This is a genomic window from Stagnihabitans sp., from assembly GCF_964946895.1.
Genome location: NZ_CBBQHX010000008.1, coordinates 133,000 through 151,232 on the forward strand (window position 1 = coordinate 133,000; position 18,233 = coordinate 151,232).

Annotated in this window: 17 protein-coding genes and 1 pseudogene; 12 read left to right on the forward strand and 6 right to left on the reverse strand. The window is 62.6% G+C overall.

The window, feature by feature from the left end; translation table 11 throughout:
• Nucleotides 1–44: 44 nt before the first annotated feature.
• From rlmJ to AC1Y2B_RS07615, 8 genes are all read left to right on the forward strand, one after another.
• Complete coding sequence (gene rlmJ / locus AC1Y2B_RS07580; RefSeq protein WP_482252466.1) at nucleotides 45–827, forward strand: 23S rRNA (adenine(2030)-N(6))-methyltransferase RlmJ; 783 nt, start codon at nucleotides 45–47, stop codon at nucleotides 825–827.
• Nucleotides 828–878: 51 nt separating this feature from the next.
• Entirely contained in the window at nucleotides 879–1,310 is a 432-nt protein-coding gene (locus tag AC1Y2B_RS07585) for a tellurite resistance TerB family protein (RefSeq protein ID WP_482252467.1), read from the forward strand.
• Nucleotides 1,307–2,080, forward strand: a complete 774-nt coding sequence (locus tag AC1Y2B_RS07590; RefSeq protein ID WP_482252468.1) for a phosphate/phosphite/phosphonate ABC transporter substrate-binding protein — start codon at nucleotides 1,307–1,309, stop codon at nucleotides 2,078–2,080. The genes AC1Y2B_RS07585 and AC1Y2B_RS07590 overlap by 4 nt, the downstream gene beginning before the upstream one ends.
• A 237-nt stretch (nucleotides 2,081–2,317) precedes the next feature.
• On the forward strand, nucleotides 2,318–3,655 hold the full coding sequence (locus AC1Y2B_RS07595; protein ID WP_482252469.1) for a glutamine synthetase family protein: 1,338 nt from the start codon (nucleotides 2,318–2,320) through the stop codon (nucleotides 3,653–3,655).
• Between the two features lie 76 nt (nucleotides 3,656–3,731).
• On the forward strand, nucleotides 3,732–4,412 hold the full coding sequence (locus AC1Y2B_RS07600; protein WP_482252470.1) for a type 1 glutamine amidotransferase: 681 nt from the start codon (nucleotides 3,732–3,734) through the stop codon (nucleotides 4,410–4,412).
• 26 nt (nucleotides 4,413–4,438) lie between these two features.
• A complete protein-coding gene (locus AC1Y2B_RS07605) occupies nucleotides 4,439–5,794 on the forward strand; it encodes a glutamine synthetase family protein (RefSeq protein ID WP_482252471.1) in 1,356 nt (451 codons plus the stop codon).
• Entirely contained in the window at nucleotides 5,791–7,092 is a 1,302-nt protein-coding gene (locus tag AC1Y2B_RS07610; RefSeq protein WP_482252472.1) for an NAD(P)/FAD-dependent oxidoreductase, read from the forward strand. The genes AC1Y2B_RS07605 and AC1Y2B_RS07610 overlap by 4 nt, the downstream gene beginning before the upstream one ends.
• 117 nt (nucleotides 7,093–7,209) lie before the next feature.
• Nucleotides 7,210–8,397, forward strand: coding sequence for a DegT/DnrJ/EryC1/StrS family aminotransferase (locus tag AC1Y2B_RS07615; protein ID WP_482252473.1), 1,188 nt, complete (start codon nucleotides 7,210–7,212; stop codon nucleotides 8,395–8,397).
• A 21-nt stretch (nucleotides 8,398–8,418) separates the two neighbouring features.
• Here AC1Y2B_RS07615 and AC1Y2B_RS07620 read toward each other — a convergent pair whose 3' ends face one another.
• The 4 genes from AC1Y2B_RS07620 to phaC all read right to left on the reverse strand — a co-directional run bounded on the left by AC1Y2B_RS07620 (nucleotide 8,419) and on the right by phaC (nucleotide 12,436).
• Entirely contained in the window at nucleotides 8,419–9,366 is a 948-nt protein-coding gene (locus tag AC1Y2B_RS07620; RefSeq protein ID WP_482252474.1) for a LysR family transcriptional regulator, read from the reverse strand.
• Between the two features lie 29 nt (nucleotides 9,367–9,395).
• A complete protein-coding gene (phaR, locus tag AC1Y2B_RS07625; RefSeq protein ID WP_482252475.1) occupies nucleotides 9,396–9,950 on the reverse strand; it encodes a polyhydroxyalkanoate synthesis repressor PhaR in 555 nt (184 codons plus the stop codon).
• 105 nt (nucleotides 9,951–10,055) lie between these two features.
• Nucleotides 10,056–10,511, reverse strand: coding sequence for a Phasin (locus AC1Y2B_RS07630; RefSeq protein ID WP_482252476.1), 456 nt, complete (start codon nucleotides 10,509–10,511; stop codon nucleotides 10,056–10,058).
• Nucleotides 10,512–10,648: 137 nt separating this feature from the next.
• Nucleotides 10,649–12,436, reverse strand: coding sequence for a class I poly(R)-hydroxyalkanoic acid synthase (gene phaC, locus AC1Y2B_RS07635; RefSeq protein ID WP_482252477.1), 1,788 nt, complete (start codon nucleotides 12,434–12,436; stop codon nucleotides 10,649–10,651).
• Between the two features lie 105 nt (nucleotides 12,437–12,541).
• On the opposite strand from phaC, the pseudogene phaZ reads away from it, so the two are divergent.
• A pseudogene (gene phaZ / locus AC1Y2B_RS07640) lies at nucleotides 12,542–13,786 on the forward strand (polyhydroxyalkanoate depolymerase); the annotation flags it as partial.
• 344 nt (nucleotides 13,787–14,130) lie between these two features.
• Here the strand turns inward: phaZ and AC1Y2B_RS07645 are convergent.
• Nucleotides 14,131–14,874: an alpha/beta hydrolase gene (locus tag AC1Y2B_RS07645; protein WP_482252478.1), complete on the reverse strand. Its 744-nt coding sequence runs from the start codon at nucleotides 14,872–14,874 to the stop codon at nucleotides 14,131–14,133.
• A 143-nt stretch (nucleotides 14,875–15,017) separates the two neighbouring features.
• On the opposite strand from AC1Y2B_RS07645, the gene thrS reads away from it, so the two are divergent.
• Both thrS and AC1Y2B_RS07655 read left to right on the forward strand, forming a co-directional pair.
• On the forward strand, nucleotides 15,018–16,970 hold the full coding sequence (thrS, locus tag AC1Y2B_RS07650; RefSeq protein ID WP_482252479.1) for a threonine--tRNA ligase: 1,953 nt from the start codon (nucleotides 15,018–15,020) through the stop codon (nucleotides 16,968–16,970).
• Nucleotides 16,971–17,242: 272 nt separating this feature from the next.
• Entirely contained in the window at nucleotides 17,243–17,449 is a 207-nt protein-coding gene (locus AC1Y2B_RS07655; RefSeq protein ID WP_482252480.1) for a cold-shock protein, read from the forward strand.
• Here AC1Y2B_RS07655 and AC1Y2B_RS07660 read toward each other — a convergent pair.
• Nucleotides 17,446–17,772 carry an arsenate reductase family protein gene (locus AC1Y2B_RS07660; protein ID WP_482252481.1) on the reverse strand — a complete coding sequence of 109 codons (327 nt, stop codon included), beginning with the start codon at nucleotides 17,770–17,772 and terminating at the stop codon, nucleotides 17,446–17,448. The genes AC1Y2B_RS07655 and AC1Y2B_RS07660 overlap by 4 nt on opposite strands.
• 168 nt (nucleotides 17,773–17,940) lie before the next feature.
• Between AC1Y2B_RS07660 and AC1Y2B_RS07665 the strand changes: the two genes are divergently transcribed.
• A partial coding sequence (locus tag AC1Y2B_RS07665) for an REP-associated tyrosine transposase (RefSeq protein WP_482252482.1) occupies nucleotides 17,941–18,233 on the forward strand: 293 nt, incomplete at its 3' end.

The following is an 18,233-nucleotide window of genomic DNA, read 5'->3' on the forward strand; positions in this document are numbered from 1 at the left end:
CAAAGCCCGCTGGACGCAAAGCCCGTCTTGGGTTAGGCCGCGACATGCTGTCCTATCAACACGCCTATCACGCCGGGAATCTGGCCGATGTCCACAAGCACGCCCTGCTCGCCTGGGCGCTGGCCTACCTTACGGCCAAGGACAAACCGCTGACCTATATCGAAACCCATGCCGGCCGGGGGCTTTATGACCTGACCGGGGCCGAAGCGGAAAAGACCGGCGAGGCGGCTGGCGGCATTGCCCGCGCCATCGACTGGCTGCCCGCCGACCATCCCTACCGCCGCCGTCTGGCCGAGGTGCGCGCCCATCATGGCGCGGCCTCCTATCCCGGGTCACCGCTGATCGCCGCCACCTCATTGCGGTCTGGCGACGTCATGCACCTATGCGAACTGCACCCGCAGGAATTCCGCGCGCTCGAGGCCAACCTGAAACCCTGGGGCGCCCATATCGCCCAGGTGAACGGGCTGGAGGCCGCTCTGGCGCTGACCCCGCCGACGCCGCGCCGGGGCATGATGCTGATCGACCCCTCGTATGAGGTGAAGGACGATTACGACCAAATCCCGAAAATCATCGCCAAGGTCGCAAAGCGCTGGAATGTCGGGATCATTGCGCTGTGGTATCCGATCCTTCTCGACATTCCCCACGTGCCGATGCTGGCCGCCCTGACACGAGAGTTCCCGGAAGGTCTGACATCGGAAGTCCGCTTCCCGCCGATCCGCACGGGCCACCGCATGGCCGGGTCCGGCATGTTCTTCGTCAACCCGCCTTACGGCCTTGCCGAGGAAGCCGCCCGCCTTCACGCGATCTTTGAGGCGCACAGGCGCTGAATGGGCCGCTAACCCATTGGCAGCCCGCCCTCCGCCGCCTATGTTCCGCCCATGAGCTTTCTTGATCGCCTCTTCGGCCCCGCCCCGTCCCGCCTGCCTGCCCCGGATGAGCAGTTGGCGCTGGCTGCCCTTTTGGTGCGCGTGGCGCGGGCGGATGGCTATGCCTCGCCCGCCGAGCTGGCGCGGATCGACCGGATCCTGTCCACCCGCTACGGCCTTGCCCCCGATGCCGCGCTTGCCCTGCGGCACGAGGCCGAGACGGCCGAAACCCTTGCCCCCGACACGGTGCGCTTCACCCGCGCCCTGAAAGAGGCTGTGCCGCTGGAGGCCCGCGCCGGTCTGGTCGAGGCGCTGTGGGCCGTGGCGCTGGCCGATGGGCAAAGGGATGCCGAAGAAGACCGCCTGTTGCGGCTGGTGGCCGGACTTCTGGGGCTGACCGATGTCGAATCCGCCATCGCCCGACGCAAGGCGCAGGGCCAATGATCGCCTCCTTGGGCATGTATGACCGGGTCGAATGCCAGCCCGCCAATGACCGCCTCTGGGCCCTGATCCGGGATGGCTTGCGGGCCGAAGGTCTTGCCGCACCTGACACTTTGACCCGGGGCGCTGGCGCCTATTGGGACGCGTGGCAGGCGCCGGACCTGATCCTGTCGCAAACCTGCGGCTTTCCCTATCGCGCCCAGTTGCATGGCAAAGTAACCCTGATCGGCACGCCGGACTACGGGGTTGAAGGCTGTGCCCCGGGCTATTACCGCTCAGTCTTTGTGGTGCGAAAAGACAATCCCGGCACCACCTTGGCCGATTTCAACGGTGCCACGCTCGCCTTTAACGAGGACCTGTCGCAATCGGGTTGGGCCGCGCCGCAGAACCACGCCAAGGCCCACAACCTGACCCTGATGCCCTTTCTGCGCACCGGCGGCCACCTCGCCTCGGCCCGCGCCGTGGCCGAAGGCCGCGCCCAGATCGGCGCCCTCGATGCCATCACCTGGGCGATGATCGCCCGGTGGGAGGCTTTTGCCGCGGACCTCAAAGTCGTGGGCCAGACCGAACCCACCCCCGGTCTGCCCTATATCTCGGCGCTTGGCAGCGCGCCGGAAACCCTGTTCCGCATCATCGCCAAAGCCATCGCCGACCTGCCCCCGCAAGACCGCGACACCCTGCGCCTGCGCGGCCTTGTCCGCATCGAGCCTGCGACATACCTTGCCGTCCCCTTCCCTCCAACGCCTGAAGCCCTCGGCTACTCCGCAGAATAGCACTGATTTTTCGTAGAAAAATCGCGGCTCGGGGCAAATCACCGATTTTCCTTGCCGGAATCGCGCATCCCGCCTATTCTCAGATTTGATCAAATTGCGCGTGGGTTATACCGACCTCTGCCGGGATCGACAAAAAGGGATGGATCAAGGGCATGATCCGACCTGCCTGCTGGGTTTCGCTTTTCCAAGAGGGGCGTTCCAAGTGTGGGCGGGGGTGTGCCTTTCCGATGTGCTATGATGAAAGACTGGCTTAGAAAACACCCGGACGTCCGGACCATTCGCGTGGCCGCGGCGGATTTGAACGGGCAGGCGCGCGGCAAACGGGTTCCGGCGCGCTTTGCGGACAAGATCGTGAAGGACGGGACGCGGTTCCCCTTCTCGGTCCTCAACCTCGACATCTGGGGCGAAGACATTGACGACTCCCCCCTCGTCTTCGAACAAGGCGACCAGGACGGCGTCCTGAAACCCACCGAACGCGGCTTCATGCCGATGCCCTGGCTGGAGGCGCCAACCGCCCTTCTGCCGATCTGGATGTTCCGCGAAAACGGCACGCCGTACGAGGGCGATCCCCGCCACGCCTTGGCGACCGTCGTGCAACGTTTCAAGGCCCGCGGGTTGACCCCGGTTTGCGCGATGGAGCTGGAGTTCTTCCTGATCGACGATAGCGGCAAGACCCTGCAAGTGCCGCCCTCCCCCCGCTCCGGCAAGCGGCGCAAGGCGGCGGAAACCCTGTCGATCCGGGCGCTTGACGTGTTCGACACCTTCTTCACCGACCTTTACGACGCCTGCGAAGCAATGGACATTCCGGCCGACACCTCCACCTCGGAAACCGGTCTGGGGCAGTTCGAAGTCAACCTGATGCATTGCGACGATGCGCTGCGCGCCGCCGATGATGCGTGGCTTTTCAAGATGCTGGTCAAAGGCCTCGCCCGCCGCCACGGCTTTGCCGCCAGCTTCATGGCCAAACCCTATCCGGAATATTCCGGCTCTGGCCTGCACACCCATTTCAGCCTGATCGACGACACCGGCCGCAATGTGTTCGACAGCGGCGGCCCGAAAGGCACCGCGATGCTGAAACAGGCCGTCGCGGGATGCCTGAACGCCATGCGCGACAGCACCCTGATCTTCGCGCCGCACCAGAACAGTTATCAGCGCCTTGTCCCCGGCAAGCACGCGCCGACCGCTGTCTGCTGGGGTTATGAAAACCGCACCTCGGCCATCCGCATCCCCGCAGGCAACCCCTCGGCCCGGCGGATCGAACACCGTGTGGCGGGGGGCGATGTGAACCCCTATCTGATGCTCGCCGCCATTCTGGGCGCCGCCCTTGACGGGATCGAGAACGAGATGGAGCCCGCCAGCCCGATCGTCGGCAACGCCTATGCCGTCGAAGGCCTGCCACAGATCGCCGAGGATTGGGAAACCGCCATCGACGCGCTGGAGCAAAGCAGCATCGTGCCGCGCTTCCTGCATCCGGAATTGATCAAGAACCTGATCCAGACCAAGCGCCAGGAACTGCATTATCTGGACGAATTGAACGAGTCCGAAAAGGTTGAGCTGTATCTCGACACGGTTTGATCAAATTCTGGCGCGCCCCCCTTGACCGCATAGGGGGGCGCTGCGCTAGGCTGGCTGCACAGCAAACGGAACCCATATGAAAATCGGCATCCTGCAAACCGGCCTGGCCCCCGACACCCTCAAGGACAAGATGGGGGACTATCCGGACATGTTCGCCCGGCTTCTGGCGGGGCATGACTTTGATTTTGTCACCTACCGCGTGGTCGATGGCGAATTTCCCGCCTCGATTGAGGACTGCGATGGCTGGCTGATCACCGGCTCGCGGCATGGCGCCTACGAGGATCATCCCTGGATCCCGCCGCTCGAAGACTTTATCCGCCACGCCTATTGGGCCCATGTGCCGATCGTGGGCATCTGCTTTGGCCACCAGATCGTGGCGCAAGCCATGGGCGGCAAAGTGGAACGCTACCCGGGCGGTTGGGCTGTCGGCGCCACCGACTATGCGTTTGGCGACAGGACCTTGCGATTGAACGCCTGGCACCGCGATCAGGTCACCGAGGTGCCGCCGATGGCGGAAGTGATCGCCTCCAACGCGTTCTGCACCAACGCCGCCCTGCTTTACGGTGACCGCGCCCTTACGGTGCAGGCCCATCCTGAATTCCGCCCCGAATTCATTGATGGGCTGATGACGACACGGGGCAAAGGGCTGGTGCCCGACGATCTGATGGCCGCCGCCGCCGAGCGTCTGGACCTGCCCCTCGATGATCAGACCATGGCCGATCAGATTGCGGCCTTCTTTGAAATGGTGCGGGCCTAGGGCCTGCCAAACCCAAGTGTGATTTCATGTCCAAATGGACCGACCAACTTCCCGAAGCCGCCAAGGAATATATCGGCTCGCGCCGCGTGGATGAAGTGGAATGCGTGATTGGCGATATTGCCGGTGTGGCCCGCGGCAAAGCCATGCCTGCTACCAAATTCGGCAAGCAAACCAACTACTTCCTGCCGAACTCGATCTTTTTGCAAACCATCACCGGCGAATGGGCCGACAACCCCTTCGATGCCTTCACAGAGCCGGACATGGTCATGGTCCCCGACTATACCACCGCCACCGCAGCCCCCTGGACAGCGGACGTGACCCTGCAGGTCATCCACGACGCGATGGACCAGGAGGGCAACCCGATCCCCTTCTCGCCCCGCAACGTGCTGAAACGCGTCGTGCAACTGTACAACGACCAAGGCTGGACCCCGGTTGTGGCGCCCGAGATGGAATTCTTCCTGACCGCCCGCAACATTGACCCCAACATGCCGGTCGAACCCCCCATGGGTCGGTCCGGCCGCAAGGCGGCAGGCAAGCAGGCCTATTCGCTGTCGGCCGTCGATGAATATGGCAAGGTCATCGACGACATCTATGACTATGCCGAGGCGCAAGGCCTTGAAATCGACGGCATCCTGCAAGAAGGCGGCGCGGGTCAGATCGAACTCAACCTCGAACACGGTGACCCGGTCCGTCTGGCCGACGACGTTTTCTTCTTCAAGCGCCTGATCCGCGAGGCGGCGATGCGGCATGATTGCTTCGCCACCTTCATGGCCAAGCCAATTGCTGGCGAACCGGGTTCGGCGATGCACATCCACACCTCGGTCGTGGACAGCCGGACCGACAAGAACATCTTTTCCGAAAAGAAGGGCGAAGAGACCGAGGCCTTCTTCCACTTCATCGCCGGCATGCAGAACCATCTGACCGGGGCGATTGCCGTTCTTGCACCCTATGTGAACAGCTATCGTCGCTATGTGCCGGACTTTTCGGCGCCGATCAATCTGGAATGGGGCCGCGACAACCGCACCACCGGCTTGCGGATCCCGATCTCGACCCCTGCGGGCCGCCGGATTGAAAACCGACTGCCGGGGATGGACTGCAACCCCTACCTTGGGATCGCCGCCACCCTCGCCTGCGGCTATCTGGGCTTGATGGAGAAGAAGACCCCCCGGCCAGAATTCAAGGCCAACGCCTATATCGACAGCGACGACATTCCGTCCAACCTCGGCGATGCGCTCGATCTATTGGAGGCCGACAAGGCTTTGGTGGGGGTCTTGGGTGAGGACTTCTGCAAGGTCTATGAATCGGTCAAACGCAATGAATACAAAGAGTTCCTGCAGGTGATTTCCCCGTGGGAGCGTCAGCATCTGCTGTTGAACGTATGAACCTGCTGCATGTGAACGATCGGGCGGGGGAATATCCCCCGTCTTACTATGCCGCCACCGCCACCCCCTTCCCCGCCCTTCCCGCGCTGGAAGGTGAGGTTCAGGCTGACGTCTGCATTATCGGCGGTGGCTATACCGGGCTGTCTGCGGCGTTGCATCTGGCGCAGAAGGGCTATTCGGTCGTCCTTCTGGAAGCGCACCGCATGGGCTTCGGCGCTTCTGGCCGCAATGGCGGTCAGGTGGGGTCAGGACAGCGGCAGGATCAGGACTGGCTGGAGGCCGAAGTGGGGCGCGAGGCGGCGCATCGGCTTTGGGATTTGGCCGAAGAGGCCAAAGGTCTGGTCAAAAGCTTGATCCGCGACCACGCGATGCCGGTCACCTTTCATCCCGGCGTGGCCACCGCCTGCTGGCGCGAGGCAGAGGTGAAAGACGCGATCGCCTATGCCGAAAAGCTGGAGCGCGACTACGGCTATGGTCACAACGCATCCCTGGACCATGCCGGTATCGCACGACTGACCGGCTCGACCGCCTTCAAGGGCGGCGTACTGGACCGCGACGCGGGGCATGTCCACCCCCTCAACTATGCGCTGGGGCTGGCCAAGGCCGCGCTGACCGCCGGGGCCCGCCTGTTTGAACGGTCCGAGGTGACGTCAGTCGAACCCGGGGCCAAGCCCCTCGTACGCACCCGCCACGGTCTGGTGCGGGCGGGTCAGGTGATCCTCGCCTGCAACGGCTATCTTGGCGGACTGAACCCGGCGGTGGCCGCGCGGGTCATGCCGATCAACAATTTCATCGTGGCGACCGAGCCTTTGGGCGAGATCGCACGCGAGATTCTGCCCGAACCCGTCGCCGTGGCCGACACTAAATTCGTCGTGAACTATTGGCGCCTGTCCGAAGACAATCGCCTGCTGTTCGGCGGCGGTGAGACATATGGCTACCGCTTCCCGGACATCATAAAGACCGTCCGCAAACCGCTGTTGCAAATCTATCCGCAACTGGCCGGCGCCAAGATCGACCACGCCTGGGGTGGCACCCTGGCGATCACGATGAACCGGATGCCCTGCTTTGCCCGACCTGCCCAAAATATCCTTTCGGCGTCAGGATATTCTGGTCACGGGGTGGCCATGGCAACGCTGGCCGGACGCGTTCTGGCCGAGACCGTTGCGGGCCAGAACGAGCGCTTTGACCTGATGGCATCCATCCCGCAAATGGCCTTTCCGGGCGGCCCGGCCCTGCGTTGGCCGATGCTGGTTCTTGCGATGACATGGTATTCCTTGCGCGATCGATTGGGGTTCTGACAGCAACAATCAAAATACTTTCGGCGGATTTCACCGGTGCCAAAGTTTTGTCACTGGCGCGTCACTTTCCTCAGGTTTACAGCTTTCCTAAAGAAGAGTTTCAGGAAAGCTGCAATCATGGCACATGACGGTCAGGCAATCGCCCCCAATGTTTATGACGCGGAACCGATCCCGGCCTCGGCAATGGCCGAGATTGAGCGGCTTCTGATCTCGGGCGACCTCTTTCGCTACACCGCCGCCGAGGGTGCACCGGTGGCCATGCTGGAGCGTGAATTTGCCGAGATGATGGGCACGCGCTTCGCCTTGGCGGTGTCGTCGTGTTCTGCGGCGCTGTTCCTGTCTTTGAAAGCCCTTGACCTGCCGCGCGGCGCGAAGGTGCTGATCCCGGCCTTTACCTTCGCCGCCGTGCCCTCGGCGGTGATCCACGCCGATTGCGTGCCGGTGCTGGTGGAAGTGGGCAAGAACTACCGCGTCGACATGGAGGATTTCGCAGCCAAACTGCCGGGTGCGGATGCGGTGTTGATCAGCCACATGCGCGGCCACACCTCGGACATGGATGCCATTCTGGCGCTGTGCGACGCGGCTGGCATTCCGGTGATCGAGGATGCGGCGCACTCGCTGGGGACCGAATGGAATGGCCGCAAGATCGGCACCATCGGCAAGATCGGCTGCTTTTCCTTCCAGTCCTACAAGCTGGTGAATGCGGGCGAAGGCGGGATGCTGGTCACCGACGACCCGGAACTGGCGGCGCGCTGCGTCATCATGTCGGGCGCTTACGAGCATAACTGGAAGAAGCACCCCGGCCTGCAGAACAGCTTCATGCAGTGGCAAAACAAGCTGCCGCTGTACAACATGCGGATGCAGAACCTTTCGGCGGCGGTGATCCGTCCGCAGCTGCCCGAAGTTGCGAGCCGCGTTGCCAAGGGTCGCGCGGGCCATGACCGGGTGGCGGCACGGCTGAACGAATGCGGCTGGCTGGCGGTGCCCCCTGCCCTGCCGCCGGAAGAACGCGCCCCGGACTCGATCCAGTTCAACCTGGCCGGGACCTGGACTGACGACGAAGCCCGCAGCTTTCAGACCCGGGCGAAAGAGCGCGGTGTAGCGGTGCAGGTCTTTGGCCTGAGTGCTGACAACGCCCGTGCCTTCTGGAACTGGCAGTTCCTGGGTGAGCAGCCCGACCTGCCGCAGACCCGCGCCATGCTGATGCGCGCTTGCGACGTGCGCCTGCCGACCAGGTTGACCGAGGCGGAGCTGGATTTCATCGCCGGCGCCTTGGTCGATGCCGCAGTGGATGTGAAGGGCTGAGGGGCGGATCGCCCATCCGACCTAAAGCAACCGCAAGCTGCCCTGCATCCACGGCCAATCCCGCAGCGCGGGTTTGAGGACCTGTTCATCCACCAACCCCCGCAGGCGGACGGCGACTTGCGACGGGATGTCGCGCAACACCCCGGCCCGGGCTGACAGGGACAGGCTGCGCTCCAGCGGCGCGAAGGGCAGCGGGGCAACTGTGACAGCAGGGCGGAAGCGGGCGGCGTGGTGCAGGGCCAAGGGCGTCAGGATCGTCCAGCCCTCGCCTTGGGCCACCATGGCCAGAATGGCGGAATAGCTATCCAGTTCAAAGCGATGCGCTGGTCGCAGGTTCTGCCGCGCGAGGTGTGCGGCGATCTGACGGCCCATCAGGTGGCGGGCAGTGTATTGGATCAGCGGCAGGCCCTCGATGGTCTTGCCCTTTGGCGTGACGGCGACGAAAGGTTCCGACAGGATCGGATGCACCTCGCGCCAGCCTTCCTCGCCGCCTTCGGTGCCTTGATCGGCGGCGACGATCACATCCAGCGCGCGAGCCTCCAACTGGTCGAGCAATCGGTGACTGGCCCCGGTCTCCAGCAGAAAGCGGCAGCCGCGCAGGTCTTGCGCCAGCGCGGTCAGCAGGCCGGGCGTCACCTCGGCGTCGAAATCCTCGATCATGCCAAGGCGCAGGGTGGTCAGGCCTGACAGGTCGGCCATCGCCAGATCCGCGCGCGCTTCGGCTTCCGCATTCAGGATGGTCTGGGCGTGGCGGCGGAACATCTGGCCGCCGGGGGTCAGCACCATCGGCCGGGCCGAGCGATCCAGCAGGGGCGACCCCAAAGCCGCCTCAAGCCCGGTGATCTGCTGGCTGATCGCCGAGGGGCTGACTCCAAGCCGACGTGCAGCAGCGGAAATCGCCCCCTCTTCGGCCACGGCCAGAAAGCATTCTATGCCCCAAAGGGTCACACGTCCCTGTGGATCGGGCAAAATCCGGCCTCCGCTTCAGGCTGCAGGCGTTACAGCTTGGACAGTTTCTTCTGCAGTTCGGCGAACTGGCGCTTGATCTCGGCCAAATCCTCGGGCGCTTCGGTCGAGGCGTCCGCCTCGGGCTTGGTGCCAGCCCCGGTCCAAGGCAAGCCGCCCATCATGGTCTTCATGAAGGCTTCCTGCTGCTTGCGCATCGCATCAAAGCCCGGCATCGCGGTCAGCGGGTTCGGGATGACGGTCAGGTTTTCCAGCACCTTGGACTGGCCATCGCGCAGCATCTCGAAACTCGCGGCCAGAAACTGCGGCACGACGGACTGGATGTTGGTGGTATAGGCGCGCACCAGATCGGTCAGCACATTGGTCGGAAGAACGGTATCGCCCTTCGATTCATGCTCGGCCACGATTTGCAGCAGGTATTGCCGTGTCAGGTCATCGCCGGATTTCAGGTCGATGATCTGCACTTCACGACCGGACCGGATGAAGCCCGCGATATCCTCAAGCGTCACATAATCCGAGGTTTCGGTGTTATAGAGCCTGCGGCTTGCATAGCGCTTGATCAGCAGCGGTTTTGCCGTTTCAGCCATTGTGCTCTCTCCGAACATATTGCGGTGCAGAGAAGCTTAGGCGAGGTGCAGAATAAAAGAAAGGGCGGGCTTTGCAGCCCGCCCCTGATTCAGTGTCGCAGGCGATTACTTCGCAGCGGCGGCAGCGGTGGCCTTCTTGGCGACAGCGGCAACGTCGTCGGTGGCTTTTTTCACAGCGGCAGTCGCTTCGACAGAAGCGTCCTTGCCAGCGGCGAGCAGCAGTTCAACGGTGTCAGCCTGAACCTTCTTGGCAACTTCCGCGAAAGCGGCCATGTGCTCGGAAGCGATCTCGGCAGCGGCCGAGGCGAAGTCGGTGGCGGCTTTGGTGTAGTCAGCCGGTTCGGCCTTGGCTTTGGACGCGGCCGACAACTTGGCCAGCGCTTCTTTCGCCCACTTGGACGAGATCTCGGTCGACTTTTCAGCGGCTTCCAGCGCAACCTTGGTCAGCTTCTCGCCGAAGGCAGCCTGGGTCTTGAAGGCGTTCTGGAACGCCGAAGCGTCAACCGGGAAAGACGCCATCATGTCTTGCATAACTTTGGTGAAATCGGGGGTCTTGGTCATTTCATGCTCTCCTGATGAAGCGGGTCCAGTCCCGTTTCTGATGAGGAACATATACATGCTGCGCTGCAGCATTTCAAGTGAAATTTCTGCGACGCAGCGATGTCAAGGGCGCATGACGGCCTTCCGGAAACACCGGGTCAGCTCTTTGGGATAGCCGTCACATAGGTGCCCGGGGCGGGGCCAAGGACCGGCAAGGGACCCTGTCCCGGCTGGCGCGCCGCAACCTGAGAACCTGATCGGGCGGCCAGCCAATCGCGCCAGCGTGGCCACCAGCTGCCTTGCGTGAAGGTGGCGCCCTTCAGCCAATCCTCAGGCGCGCCTTGGGGCGTGCCGTTGGTATAGTGGCCGTACTTGCCTTTGGCCGGAGGGTTGATGATCCCAGCGATATGGCCGGACTGCGACAGGATGAAGGTCTTGTCCGTCGACCCCATCTGCTTGATCCCGTTGAAGCTTCCCTTCCACTGCGCGATGTGGTCCGTCTCGCACGCAATGGCGCAAAGCGGCAGCTTCACGTCCGACAGCTTCACGGTCTTGCCGAAAACCTTGAACGTCCCCTGCGCAAAACCGTCGTCCTGACACAGCCCGCGCAGATATTCGACGGCCATCTTGGCGGGCAGATTGGTGCCATCGCCGTTCCAGTACAGCAGGTCAAACGCCGGAGGCGCCTCGCCCAGCATGTAGCTTTTGATGGCAGGCTGATAGATCAGGTCGTTGGAGCGCAGGAAGCTGAAGGTCCGGCTCATATAGGCTTTGGACAGCATGCCATCGACCTTGGACTGCCGCTCGATTCCATCCACGAAGTCATTGGCCAGAAACACGCCCACCTCACCCGAATCAGAGAAATCGGTCAGCGTGGTGAAGAATGTGGCGGCGTTCACCGACTGGTCGCCGGCCTTTTCCAGATGGGCCAGTGTCAGGGCCAGCGTGGTGCCGGCGATGCAATAGCCGATGCAATTGATCTGCTTCTCGCCGGTCGCGCGCCGGGTTTCGGCCATGGCGGTCAGGAAGCCGTCGCGGATGTAGTCGTCCATCGTAATGTCGGCATAGGACGCATCCGGGTTGACCCATGACACCACGAAGAGCGTGAACCCCTGCTCGACGATCCAGCGGATCAGGCTGTTGGCGGGCTTCATGTCCATGACGTAGAACTTGTTGATCCACGGCGGGAAGATCAGCAGCGGGGTCTTATGAACCGTTTCGGTGACCGGAGTGTACTGGATCAGCTCGAACAGGTGGTTGCGGAACACGACAGAGCCGGGCGTGGTGGCGATGTTGACACCGACCTTGAAGGCCTCGCGGTCGGCGAGGGTCACCGACAATTCGCCGTTGTTGGCTTCCATGTCCCGCACCAGATTTTCCAGCCCCTGCACCAGGCTTTCGCCATCGGTTGCCAGGGCCTTTTCCAGCGCGTCCGGGTTGGTTCCCAGGAAATTCGTCGGCGCGAACATGTCGACAATCTGCCGCGTGAAGAATTCCACCCGCTTGCGGTCATCGGCGTCAAGCGTCTCCATGTCGGCGAGGGCACTCTGCACGGACTCGACGTTCAGAAGATATTGCTGCTTCAGGTAGGCAAAGGCCGGATTGGTGTCCCACATCGGGTTGGTGAAGCGACGGTCCTTGGTCGGCTCTGCCGGAGGGGCGGTTCCGGTCACCAGCGCCTGCTGGGCGGCCACATAGGCCTGCATCGTCTTGCCCCAATAGCTGACCTGCTGCTCCATAAGCTTGGCGGGGTTCTGCATCATCCCGGCAAGATAGGCCGAGGCGGCCTTCATGTAGACCTCCTGGCTTGGCCCATCCAGCGCCTGATCATGCGGTTTGCGCGCGGCCATCGCCTGCATCAGACGGGCCGATAACTGTTCAACCCGCGAAAGATTCTCGGTCAACCGCGTCAACTTTGCTTGTGCGGCAATCTCGTCGGTTGTCATGTTAAACTTTCGCCCCTATTCTCGCCGCTGTGCAGCATAACCACGGCTGGTCCCGGTCGCCATGCGACCCTTAGGACCACAACCCCAGCATCGCAAGGACGCCTCATGAAGTATATGGCCACATACGACTGGATGGAAAGCTTTCGCAACACCAGTGAATGGGCAGGGGCGACGGCGCGGGCCATGGCATCCTATCCGGCATTCGCCTTGTCGATGAACCCGATGATCGGCCTGACCGCCGCCTGGGGCGAAGTGGCCGAACGCAGCTTTGGCCGGATGAGCGCGAAACCCGACTGGGGCATCCGGTCCATCGTGGGGCCGACCGGACAGGACCATCTGGTTGACGTGGTGACCGTGGTTGAGAAGGCATTTGGCAACCTGATCCACTTCTCGGTCCGCCGTCGCGAGCCGCTGGCGCGCAAGATCCTCGTCGTCGCGCCGATGTCGGGGCATTATGCCACCCTCCTGCGCTCGACCGTCCTCAGCCTGCTGCCTGATGCTGACGTCTATGTGACCGACTGGCACAATGCGCGCGACATTCCCGTATCGGCGGGCAAGTTCGACATTGAGGATTACACGCTCTACCTCGTTGATTTCATGCGGTATCTGGGGCCGGACAGCCATGTGATCGCCGTCTGCCAGCCCGCCCCCCTGACCCTTGCCGCCACCGCCTATCTGGCAGCCGAGGACCCTGACGCACAGCCCCACACGCTGACCCTGATCGGTGGACCGATCGACCCGGACGCCGCCGCAACCGATGTCACCGACTTTGGCAGCCGTGTCACCATGGGCCAGTTGGAACAGCTTGCCATCCAGCGCGTCGGCTTCAAATACAAGGGTGCCGGCCGTCTGGTCTATCCCGGCCTTTTGCAGCTTGCCGGCTTCATCTCGATGAACGGTGACCGACACGCCAAGGCGTTTCAGGAACAGATCATGCGTGTCGCGCGCGGCGAGGCCTCGGACCACGATGCGCACAATCGCTTTTATGACGAATACCTCGCTGTGATGGACATGACGGCAGAGTTCTACTTGTCCACCGTTGAACGCATCTTCAAGAATCGCGAGATTGCGAAGAACGAATTCATCGTGGGCGGCAAAAGGGTGGATCTGGGCGCCATCAAGCGTGTTGCCGTCATGACGGTTGAGGGTGAGAAGGACGACATCTCTGCCCCCGGCCAATGCGTCGCTGCCCTGAAGATGCTGACCGGGCTGGCCGAAGAGAAGAAAACCCAGCATCTGGAACCTGATGCCGGCCATTACGGCATCTTCGCCGGGAAAAGCTGGCGGTTGAACATCCGGCCGCTGGTGCTGGGGTTCATCGACGCCCATACCACCGTCGCGGCACCAAAGGCGTCTGACACGAAGGCGGTCTTTGTGAAATCTGTCGCCACTGAAAAACCGGCGGTGGCGGTGAAACCCTTGGTCGCTGAAACCGTTGTCGTGCCGGAGGCCGTCCCGGTCGCACCGCAACCGGTTCAGGTAGACGCCGCAAAGCCGGTCGAGACGGCAAAAGCGATGGAACCGGCAAAGGTGGCAGAGCCTGCGAAAGCCGTCGAGACGGCGCAAGTGGTCGAGGCCGCCAAACCCATCGAGGCGCCCAAGCCCGTCGATGCCGCCAAACCCGTCGATGCGCGCGCGGCTTCTGAAGCGCCCATAGCGGACAAGGTGACGCCGATCCGCCGGACCAGCAAACCCTAAGCAGAGACCTCCGCCACGGCGGTTTCGATCATGGCAAGGCAAGCGGGGGTGGAAAAGCGATGATCCGCCCCCTTTGCCATGGTCAGGCGAATATCCGGCCCGCTGGCATGGTTGAATAGGCGGATCGCCACCTCGGGCGGCACATCCTCGTCGTTGGATCCCTGCAGGAAGCGTGTCGGAAACGGCAACCGAAGCGGAGCGCGCAGGACCAGATTGGCCCGCCCCTGCTCCACCAGATTGCGTGTGAAAACATAAGGATCGGCGGAATAGGCCGAGGGACGCTCGATGCGGCCCTGTTGGGCCATGTCCAGCTCTTCGGCGGGAGTGAGGCTGGGCAGCAGACTGTCTTCGGTGAAATCGGGGGCTGCGGCGATGCCCACCAGCCCCGCCACCCGATCCGGGGCGGCCCGCGCCAGCAGCAAGGCCATCCAGCCCCCCATCGAGGACCCGACCAGCACCTGACGACCTTGGGTCAGGGTCAGGGCCGCCTGCGCATCGGCAAACCAGTCCCCGATCCCCAGCACGTTGAAATCGCCACCTGATTGCCCGTGGCCTGCGTAATCAAACCGCAGAAACGCACGGCCCTGCGCTTTGGCCCAAGCCTCAAGTGCCACGGCCTTGGTGCCGGTCATGTCCGACCGATAGCCGCCCAAGAAGACGATCCCCGGCCCTTGCCCCTCAGTCTGGTGATAGGCAAGACGGCGACCTTGGGGTGAGGTGAGGTATTGCGGCTGGGTCATGGGTATCTTCCGGGTAACACGGGCAATCTGCACCATCCTACGGGTCCCGCGCGGATTGACAACCGTCCGCCTTGCGGTCAAAACCCCGGCCACATACCCGCAACCGGGCGCTTGGTAGGCGCCAAACAGACGAGGAGAGGGCCATGCCCCATACGTCACAAATCTCCCTGATATTTCCCGATGGCGCCCGGCGTGAATATTCCGCAGGCGTCACCGCTGCCGAAGTGGCGGCCTCGATCGCTCCGGGACTGGCCAAGAAAGCCATCTCTGCCACCGTCAACGGGGTGCACTACGACCTGCAATGGCCGATCACGACCGACGCTTCCATCGCCATTCACACCATGGCCGATGACGCCCAAGCCCTGGAACTGATCCGCCACGACTGCGCCCACATCATGGCCCGCGCGGTGCAGGAAATCTGGCCGGATGTGAAGGTCACCATCGGCCCGGTCCGAGACTATGGCTGGTTCTATGACTTTGATCGGGCAGAACCTTTCTCGCCCGAAGACCTTGGCCAGATCGAGGCCAAGATGAAGCAGATCATCAATGCCCGCGACCCCGTGAAGACCGAAGTCTGGCCCCGCGCCCGCGCCCTCGCCTATTATGAGGAGCGCGGCGAGCCCTTCAAGATCGAACTGATCAACCGCATCCCCGAGGGCGAAGACCTGCGGATGTACTGGCACGGCCATTGGCAGGACCTGTGCCGTGGACCCCATTTGCAGCATACGGGCCAGGTCCCGGCGGATGCGTTCAAGCTGACCCATGTCGCCGGCGCCTATTGGCTTGGGGATTCCACGCGGCCCATGTTGCAGCGCATCTACGGGTTGGCGTTCAAGAACCGGGACGACCTGAAGGCCCACCAAACCATGCTGGAGGAGGCCGCCAAGCGCGATCACCGCAAGCTGGGCCGCGAGATGGAGCTGTTCCACCTGCAGGACGAAGCGCCGGGCATGGTGTTCTGGCACCCCAACGGCTGGCAGATCTGGCGCTCGCTGGAGGATTATATGCGCGGCCGCCTGCGCACGGCGGGCTACAAGGAAATCCGGACTCCTCAAGTGGTTGACCGCATCCTGTGGGAAAAATCCGGCCATTGGGAAGCCTACCGCGAGAACATGTTCATCGTCGAAGTCGACGAAGAGGGTGCCAAGGAAAAGCGCATCAACGCCTTGAAGCCGATGAACTGCCCTTGCCACGTTCAGGTCTTCAACCAAGGCCTGAAGTCCTACCGCGACCTGCCGCTGCGTCTTGCCGAGTTCGGGTCCTGCCACCGCTACGAGTCGTCAGGCTCGATGCACGGGTTGATGCGGGTGCGGGGCTTCACGCAGGACGACGCCCATATTTTCTGCACCGAAGACCAGATCGAAAGCGAATGTGCCAGCTTCATTGCGCTTCTGTCCTCGGTCTACAAGGACCTTGGCTTTGCCAAGTTCGACATCAAGCTGTCCACCCGGCCAGCTGTGCGGATCGGTTCGGATGAGACGTGGGACAAGGTCGAGGGCGCGCTGAAAGCCGCCATCGAAAACCTTGGCCTGCCCTACCAGATCAACCCCGGCGACGGTGCGTTTTATGGCCCGAAACTGGACTTCAAGCTGACCGACGCCATCGGCCGCGAATGGCAGTGCGGCACCTTCCAGGTTGACCCCAACCTGCCGACACGGCTGGGTGCGGAATATGTTGGTGAGGATGGTGCCAAGCACCGCCCCTACATGCTGCACCGCGCGATTCTTGGCTCTTTTGAACGGTTTATCGGCATCCTGATCGAGAACTACGCCGGCAAGCTGCCGTTCTGGCTGGCCCCGCGTCAGGTGGTTGTGGCCTCGATCGTCTCGGATGCGGATGCCTATGTACATGAGGTCGTGAACGCGCTGAAGAAGGCGGGTGTGCGGGCCGAGGCCGACATCCGCAACGAAAAGATCAACTACAAGGTCCGCGAACATTCGCTGGGCAAGGTGCCGGTCCTGTTGGCGATCGGCATGAAGGAGGTCGAGGACCGTTCGGTCTCGGTGCGCCGTCTGGGCGAATCCCGGACTGACACGATGAGCTTTGCCGCAGCCCTGGCCGAGTTCGGCTTCGCAGCCCTGCCGCCCTCTGCCTGACAAGATTGCCGGGGACGCGGGGCGACCTGCGTCCCCGGCCCTTTGCGGGGCCCTTGCTAGGCGCGGTTCTTGCAAGGGAATGAATTGGTTTTCCGGCGGAAATCGGCGGAAAAGCCTTGTTTTCAAGGTTCCACTTGATTTTCGTTTAACCTTTGGCATCATCACGTTGTGACGACCAAGTTCTGACCGCCTCCCTCGTGAAGGCCAAGAAACGTCTGGCCGCACGGCCCGGGGCAATATCGCCTCGGGAGGGTTTGGATGGGAGAAGCGGCATGCCGACGGGCACCGTGAAGTGGTTTAACGCGACCAAAGGCTATGGGTTCATTGCACCGGATGACGGCGGCAAGGATGTGTTCGTGCATATCTCGGCCGTGGAACGCGCCGGCCTGAAAGGGCTGAACGAGAATCAGAAGATCGGCTTCGAACTGCAATCAGGCCGCGACGGCAAACAGTCGGCCGGCGATCTGCGGATTCTTTAAGCTGTTGTTTTAGCTTCGGTTTCCGCGTCCCAACCGATATACCAAGTCGCCCCGTCCTGAATGATGGGGCGCTTCATTACGGTCGGCTGCGCGGCAATCTGCGCCTCGGGCTGGCTTTCGCGCAGATAGGCCGAGAAGCTCCGGTAGGTCGTGGATTGCTTGTTCACGGCCGCCTCACCGAATTCTGTGATGATCGCGTCGATCTCTGCCGCCGACAAAGGTGTGGCGCGGACGTCGCGGAAGGTGACCTCTTTGCCCGCCCGCTCCAGTGCCTTGAGCGCCTTTTTGGTCGTGTCGCAGGTGGAGAGTCCGTAAAGGATCATCGATCAGCCCCCGAAATTCAGCGTCGGTTTTGCGTAGTTGACCCGTAGGTTCTGCGTAGTTCTTTCGTAGCTACAGGCCGTCACGGTGGGGTAACGCTTTGGCAAGGCGTGTCAAGGGGAGGTTAAGGCCGCGAACGCTTTGTTAACCAAGCTTTGGCAGGGTGAGACATGTCGCTTTACACCCGCCCCAATCACCCCGGCGCGACCGTGTTTTTCACGGTGGCTTTGGTTGAGCCTGGGTCGGATGTGTTGGTGCGGGAGGTGGAGGTTTTGCGAGAGGCGGTGCGGGTCACCCGGGCCGAGCGACCGTTCCACATCGACGCATGGGTTGTGTTGCCGGACCATATGCATTGTGTGTGGACATTGCCGGAAGGGGACGCCGATTTTTCGACGAGGTGGAGCGTAATCAAGGCGCGGTTTTCACGGGCGATGCCATCCGCACCCCGCCGAAAAAGCCACGC

Coding starts and splice junctions, on each gene's coding strand:
- rlmJ (WP_482252466.1), top strand. CDS start 45: ATGCTGTCCTATCAACACGCCTATCACGCCGGGAATCTGGCCGATGTC.
- AC1Y2B_RS07585 (WP_482252467.1), top strand. CDS start 879: ATGAGCTTTCTTGATCGCCTCTTCGGCCCCGCCCCGTCCCGCCTGCCT.
- AC1Y2B_RS07590 (WP_482252468.1), top strand. CDS start 1,307: ATGATCGCCTCCTTGGGCATGTATGACCGGGTCGAATGCCAGCCCGCC.
- AC1Y2B_RS07595 (WP_482252469.1), top strand. CDS start 2,318: ATGAAAGACTGGCTTAGAAAACACCCGGACGTCCGGACCATTCGCGTG.
- AC1Y2B_RS07600 (WP_482252470.1), top strand. CDS start 3,732: ATGAAAATCGGCATCCTGCAAACCGGCCTGGCCCCCGACACCCTCAAG.
- AC1Y2B_RS07605 (WP_482252471.1), top strand. CDS start 4,439: ATGTCCAAATGGACCGACCAACTTCCCGAAGCCGCCAAGGAATATATC.
- AC1Y2B_RS07610 (WP_482252472.1), top strand. CDS start 5,791: ATGAACCTGCTGCATGTGAACGATCGGGCGGGGGAATATCCCCCGTCT.
- AC1Y2B_RS07615 (WP_482252473.1), top strand. CDS start 7,210: ATGGCACATGACGGTCAGGCAATCGCCCCCAATGTTTATGACGCGGAA.
- phaR (WP_482252475.1), bottom strand. CDS start 9,950: ATGGCTGAAACGGCAAAACCGCTGCTGATCAAGCGCTATGCAAGCCGC.
- AC1Y2B_RS07630 (WP_482252476.1), bottom strand. CDS start 10,511: ATGACCAAGACCCCCGATTTCACCAAAGTTATGCAAGACATGATGGCG.
- phaC (WP_482252477.1), bottom strand. CDS start 12,436: ATGACAACCGACGAGATTGCCGCACAAGCAAAGTTGACGCGGTTGACC.
- AC1Y2B_RS07645 (WP_482252478.1), bottom strand. CDS start 14,874: ATGACCCAGCCGCAATACCTCACCTCACCCCAAGGTCGCCGTCTTGCC.
- thrS (WP_482252479.1), top strand. CDS start 15,018: ATGCCCCATACGTCACAAATCTCCCTGATATTTCCCGATGGCGCCCGG.
- AC1Y2B_RS07655 (WP_482252480.1), top strand. CDS start 17,243: ATGCCGACGGGCACCGTGAAGTGGTTTAACGCGACCAAAGGCTATGGG.
- AC1Y2B_RS07660 (WP_482252481.1), bottom strand. CDS start 17,772: ATGATCCTTTACGGACTCTCCACCTGCGACACGACCAAAAAGGCGCTC.